Source organism: Rugosimonospora africana (assembly GCF_016862975.1).
Lineage (GTDB): Bacteria > Actinomycetota > Actinomycetes > Mycobacteriales > Micromonosporaceae > Rugosimonospora > Rugosimonospora africana.
On the sequence record NZ_BONZ01000195.1, the window covers coordinates 1 to 735 of the forward strand.

Sequence of the window (735 nt, forward strand, 5' to 3'; positions counted from 1 at the left end):
AGGGCCTCGGTCACCGTCGTGGCCAGTCCGAGCGACAGCAGGACCGCCCCGGTCAGGGCCCAGACGCCGGTCAGCGCCGGACGCAGCAGGTTGCGGTGGGCGGCGCGGATGTCGCGGGCGATCTTCGCCGGCGAGCCGAACCGGGTCACCGCCGCGTGCTCGGCGGCCGCCGGGTCGAGCCCACGGTCCCTCTCGTCCGCCACGGCGGCCCTGAGGTGGTCCTCGATCTCGATGAGCGCGCGCCGACCACCGGCACCGGTCCCGGTCAGACCGTCGAACACCTCGTCCAGCCAGCGCTCCACGCTGCCGTCGGGCACAAGGTACGCGCTGTCGTTCTCGTCGGGCACTGGTGAACTCCCCGTCATCCGGTCGGCTCGGGGTGCACCCGGCCGATGATCAGTTGAACTCCGTTGGCGAACTCTCGCCATTCCCGGTTCTTGCGCTGCAGGGCCGTGCGCCCCTGCGGGGTCAGCTGGTAGCTGCGCCGCCGGCGTGGAGCCCCCTCCTCCCAGAATCCGGCCACCAACCCGTCGCGCTCCAGCCGATGCAGAGCCGGGTAGACGGTGCCCTCCGGCAGGTCGAAGGTGCCACCCGAGCCCTCCCGCAACGCGATGATCAGCGCGTAGCCGTGTGCCGGACCGCGATCGTGCAGGGTGGCGAGCAGCAGGAGATCCAGGTGTCCGCGCAGATCCATACCTAGGAAGTTAGGCATAGACACGCTAGGTGTCAAGCGCA

Annotated in this window: 2 protein-coding genes; both read right to left on the minus strand. The window is 70.6% G+C overall.

Annotation, left to right across the window (positions count from 1 at the left end; all coding sequences use genetic code 11):
- The coding region (locus tag Raf01_RS49185; RefSeq protein ID WP_203925082.1) for a permease prefix domain 1-containing protein at positions 1 to 347 on the minus strand (347 nt) is incomplete at its 3' end.
- 14 nt (positions 348 to 361) lie between these two features.
- Complete coding sequence (locus Raf01_RS49190; protein ID WP_203925083.1) at positions 362 to 694, minus strand: PadR family transcriptional regulator; 333 nt, start codon at positions 692 to 694, stop codon at positions 362 to 364.
- Between the last annotated feature and the right edge of the window lie 41 nt (positions 695 to 735).

What these genes read in the sequence shown, in the direction of transcription:
- Raf01_RS49190 (WP_203925083.1), bottom strand. Translation starts at nt 694, where the DNA reads ATGGATCTGCGCGGACACCTGGATCTCCTGCTGCTCGCCACCCTGCAC.